Origin of the sequence: Bacillus sp. CDB3, assembly GCF_002081505.1 — a bacterium.
GTDB lineage: Bacteria > Bacillota > Bacilli > Bacillales > Bacillaceae_G > Bacillus_A > Bacillus_A cereus_AT.
On record NZ_ALBR01000120.1, the window covers coordinates 1 to 4684 of the forward strand.

Below are 4684 nucleotides of genomic sequence, written 5' to 3' on the forward strand. Positions count from 1 at the left end.
CTGCACCTTCACTTGCTGCCGCATTAGACCCTCTATGGTTATTGAAATACAACTTCGTGAAAATTCCAATTTCAGGATTGTTAAAGCGTTAAGAACGCCACTTTTAAAAATATATTGGCTATGTTTATATAATTTGTCCACTAACAAATCCCTTATTCCAATTAGTCCTATTCAATTGATTAATGTTAAAATACGATAAATAAGACTACACGTTATGAATATACAAAGCCTCGTATGAATCATTCATTATTTCCGTCGTTTTTTCACTTTGTAGGGGAATCGAATTTACTTACATTACTAACACATAGGAGGTTATCATGAAGAAATTTAGACTTTCATCTTTTCTTCCGTTAAGTTGTATACTTCTACTCGTACTTGTAAGTCCCCTTTACGATGTATTAAATAAAACTACTGTTCACACAGTAAACGTCACAACTGTAATAGATGATTGGATTCCATTTGTGAAAGTATTTATTATTCCTTATTTACTTTGGTTTCCTTACTTATACGGTGCACTTATTTATTACTGTCTTGCTGATCGAAAGCAATATTACGTCACTTTAAGTAGTGTCATTCTTGGAAAACTTGCTTGTTTTTCTATTTATTATTTTTGGCAGACAACTGTACCACGTCCAACCGTCGTTGGAACAGACGTATTTTCCGAACTAGTCCGCTACATTTATAGTATTGATCAACCAGTAAACTGTTTCCCTAGCATTCATGTTCTTACAACATTTGTGATTATGTTAGCTGCCTTGAAGCGTAGAGAACAGCATGCTTTTGAATATTACATCCTTACGTTATTCGGTATACTTATCATTTTATCAACCTTATTTACGAAGCAGCATGCATTCGTTGATGTCGTTTCTGGTATGACACTCGCGGGTATACTATACTTCGGTGTTCAGCTATTATTAGCAAAAGAAACAGCGATAATTCCAGTAAAAAAAATCATAAAATGTAATTAAAAAGCAGACTGTGGCTTCTCAGTCTGCTTTTCTCTATATAAAAGGAGGTTATTAAATCAAGATTGTGGCACAGTCATGTGACTGAGGTTGCGTATATGCAACAGAACCATAAAAAAGATAGGCACATTTTTTAAGAGGTACCCATCCTTTTAATAAATTTAATATTTAATTCGAGTCACGTAAATTTACCATACATGATTAACCATTCACTTATGTATTTTACAGTTTGCTCTTCCAGAACAAGTATATATTATACTGCAATGCTATACAATCTAAATTTTAGTAATACATAGTGTGATGACTCATATTTTAAAGTAATTCTATCAGTATTTCCAAGTTTGTAGCATGACTTTCAGTTATTTTGAAGTTTTTTCACCAGAACCCGCATTTCCCTACAGTTTAGCTCCACTCGAAAAACTTTGCAACAGAACCTTTAAAAGTCTTATCAACGGACAAATTTAGTGTGCATATAATCATTACGATATCAGTTGAAAAATGATCAAAAATCCTGAATGCTTCATACAGTATGTTGTATGTCTTGTATGATTTATTCTTCTTATTTGTATTTTAATTCTATGATTTTAGAGTAGTGAAAAACTTTGCAACAGAACCCCGGTATGCGTGTAGAAAATAAAACACAATGGTTACATACTGCGAGTACACCGGAGGGACATTGCAACATATTCATCAAAAACGTGGAAAAGAAGCGATGGATGCGGGTGAAATACTGCCTTCTTTTTCTGAAATCGCGATGCATGATGGTTGGAAACCATATGATGTGTATACAGATTGTCGTCACATGTTATGTAATGCCCACCTTTTACGAGATTTGCAGGGAATTATTGATAGTACCGGCCAAAAGTGGGCACAACAAATGCAGGAGTTTCTAACGCAATCTCTGACGCTGAAAAACGGTTCTGTTGCATAGTTTCTTAACATCAAATTAGATAAGATATTACCTATTTTAATTACTTATGCTCTTCTAAAATAACGCGCTTTATATACAAGGTGTATATATAAAGCGCGTTAAATAATAGAGTACATAAAAACATATATTTGTATTAGATAAAAACATTTATTATAAATTGACGAAAAATAATATTCGCAAATTTTGTTCTTTTTCAATTATTTATGTTATATTAATCTTGCTGGTAATAGCTTGCTCTATTTGTACTTGCTTATTCAATTCAAAAACCCCCCACTCTTTATTGTATAAAGAATAGGGGGTTTTTGTGTAAACAAATATCATCATAAAAACTTGCATGTGTGCTATACAGGAACATTTATTATTCTAACACAATCGAAAACAGACACACGAAAATATGCATGATTGCATAGCAAAACTCCTATTTAACGAATTTACCGAAAGAATTCTCCTTCCTCAAGCGTGTGAAGGGTGGCAGCCTAATGGTAGGTGGGAGATGAATTTTGGTTTGGCATAGCCAAAAACTTTTGATACACTAGCTATATGAAGTTGCAGGAAGAAAATAGAGTGCGAAAACCAAGCCATCCGGTTCCTGCGTAAAATATCCCATATATCATTCCCCTCATTAAATACGGTTATCATGCCAGAAATTCACTGAGAAGTGGCTCTCTTCATGATATGTTTCAAACTCATAACCCTCTTCTTTTAAACCCTTTAAAATTACTGGTACAGCAGCAACGGATTGTGGATGAATGTCATGCATTAAAATAACTTCCTGTGATTTCGTTGCACCTGCCAATACATTTTGAGCAATTTGTGCTGCAGCCGCATCAACTGGTACTTTATTGTATTTCCAGTCTAAAGAATCAATTGTCCAATCCCATACTCTAAAGCCGCCTTCTACTACTTTATTTCGAAGTTCCTTATTTAAACCTCGCATTGAACCATATGGTGGACGTGTTAATTTAGGTGATTTCCCAATAATATTTGCGATTAAGCTTTGATCTTCTTTCATTTCATTAACATACTCGCCATTTTTATATAACTTGACAAAATTATGGGTCATACTATGCAAGCCAACATAATGACCCTCTGAATTCTCATATTTTACTAAATCAGGAAACTCTTTCACATTCGCTCCAATTAAAAAGAATGTCGCCTTCGCATCATGTTGTTTTAACATATTTAATAATTCAGCCGTATATTTGCCTGGCCCGTCATCAAATGTTAGGTAAGCAACTTTTCTTTCTTTTCCATTAAAACGACTCGGTGCCGTTTTATTCATTTCAACTTTCGGTTGTTCACTTGAAAACTGTATTACATTTTCTTGCTTCGCAACAGAAGTAATAGATTGAAACATGAAATACCCAACTACCACTGCTGCAATCGCTATTATAACGACTACTATTCGTTTCATATTAAAAGTCTTTTCCATTCCAGCGAATCCCTTTCCTTAGTAGTCTTATATATAAATCACCCGGATCTGTTACTAAGTTTCTTAACATCAAGTCAGATGAGAGATTGGGCTCTGTTGAAAAGTGGATACAAGTTTAAATAGATTGAGTAAAAGACACCAAATTTTATGTACTTGTGAATACGAATCGTAAGAAAAGCATCCGATTTGGATGCTTTTCGTTAAGTGTCTAAAGTTATTTAGACTTACCATTAAATTGTTTTTTTGCTAGGGCTACTAAACGTTTTGTGATTTCACCACCAACAGAACCATTTGCGCGAGATGTTGTATTTGGACCTAGTTTCACGCTAAATTCTTGTGCAATCTCATACTTCATACGATCGATTGCAGGCTCAGCACCTTGTACCAATGCGGTATGATTCTTTCTGGTATTCTTTTTAACATTCTTTTTGATATTCTTGCTTGGCATATATATCACCTCCTATAGTTCTACTATCTATGGTTTTACTATGCTATGAAGAATAGGGAAATATTTACTCCTTTTTTTGGATACCTTTTTATGGAAAAGTTCAACAGTTTCTACTCCTATATAATAAAAAAGGTATATTGGACCAAAAATAGAATAAGTTATATATCCACACATGTGTTTCACGTTTCATCGTAATTCATACCTGCAAAAAAGAGACGAAAAAATTCGTCTCTTTTTTGTTCCAACTGTTATCATAACAAACACCAAAATAGCTTCTTTTTGATTTTTATTGGTATACAGGACCAAAAAACGTGCATATTAAGAGAAACAAAGAACAAATTGTATCAGTGCTTGCCATGAACTGTATCACCGTTTGCCATACGGAATTGATTACTCCTATTTATATAATATAGATATAAGTAGAAACGATACGTTTGTTCTTTGTTCCCTTATTAGTGCTCTTTTTCTCTTCTTCTAAGAACAAAATAACCCTGCATGTCCTAATAAAGCAAACCCAATTATTATTTCTATCATCTGTTTTATTTAGGTTAGTGGTTGATCCCACCGCCAAGTTGTTGTTTCGCCATTGCTACTAAACGTTTTGTGATTTCACCACCAACAGAACCGTTTGCACGAGCTGTTGTGTCTGCACCAATTTGTACACCAAACTCTTGTGCAATTTCATACTTCATCTGATCAATTATATTTTCAGCACCTCGAACTACTAATTCATGACGAATTCCACTATTATTGTTTACCATATTGTATCACCTCCTATGTTTTTAATATGATACGAATTAGGATATTTTAACCATTTATTTTTATGTCTCAAATCTTCTTCAATTATAGTTCCTAAACTAAAATTTATATAAAAGGGGGCATCTGTGTATCGCATAGATTTTCAGGTT

The 4684-nt window shown here is 33.7% G+C and carries 4 protein-coding genes and 1 pseudogene; 2 read left to right on the forward strand and 3 right to left on the reverse strand.

From position 1 onward, the window contains the following. Positions 1–317: 317 nt before the first annotated feature. The gene (locus CDB3_RS29815; RefSeq protein ID WP_128856971.1) at positions 318–968 is read left to right on the forward strand and encodes a phosphatase PAP2 family protein; all 651 of its coding nucleotides are present in this window, start codon (positions 318–320) and stop codon (positions 966–968) included. A 614-nt stretch (positions 969–1582) separates the two neighbouring features. After that, a pseudogene (locus tag CDB3_RS29820) lies at positions 1583–1878 on the forward strand (IS66 family transposase); the annotation flags it as partial. A gap of 640 nt (positions 1879–2518) precedes the next feature. On the opposite strand, the gene CDB3_RS29830 reads toward CDB3_RS29820, so the two are convergent. The 3 genes from CDB3_RS29830 to CDB3_RS29840 form a co-directional block, all read right to left on the reverse strand. Next, on the reverse strand, positions 2519–3328 hold the full coding sequence (locus tag CDB3_RS29830; protein ID WP_128856972.1) for a peptidoglycan-N-acetylglucosamine deacetylase: 810 nt from the start codon (positions 3326–3328) through the stop codon (positions 2519–2521). Positions 3329–3542: 214 nt separating this feature from the next. Further along, on the reverse strand, positions 3543–3776 hold the full coding sequence (locus CDB3_RS29835; protein ID WP_128856973.1) for an alpha/beta-type small acid-soluble spore protein: 234 nt from the start codon (positions 3774–3776) through the stop codon (positions 3543–3545). A 548-nt stretch (positions 3777–4324) separates the two neighbouring features. Further along, positions 4325–4537 (reverse strand): alpha/beta-type small acid-soluble spore protein, encoded by a 213-nt coding sequence (locus CDB3_RS29840; RefSeq protein ID WP_128856974.1) that lies wholly within the window; start codon positions 4535–4537, stop codon positions 4325–4327. Between the last annotated feature and the right edge of the window lie 147 nt (positions 4538–4684).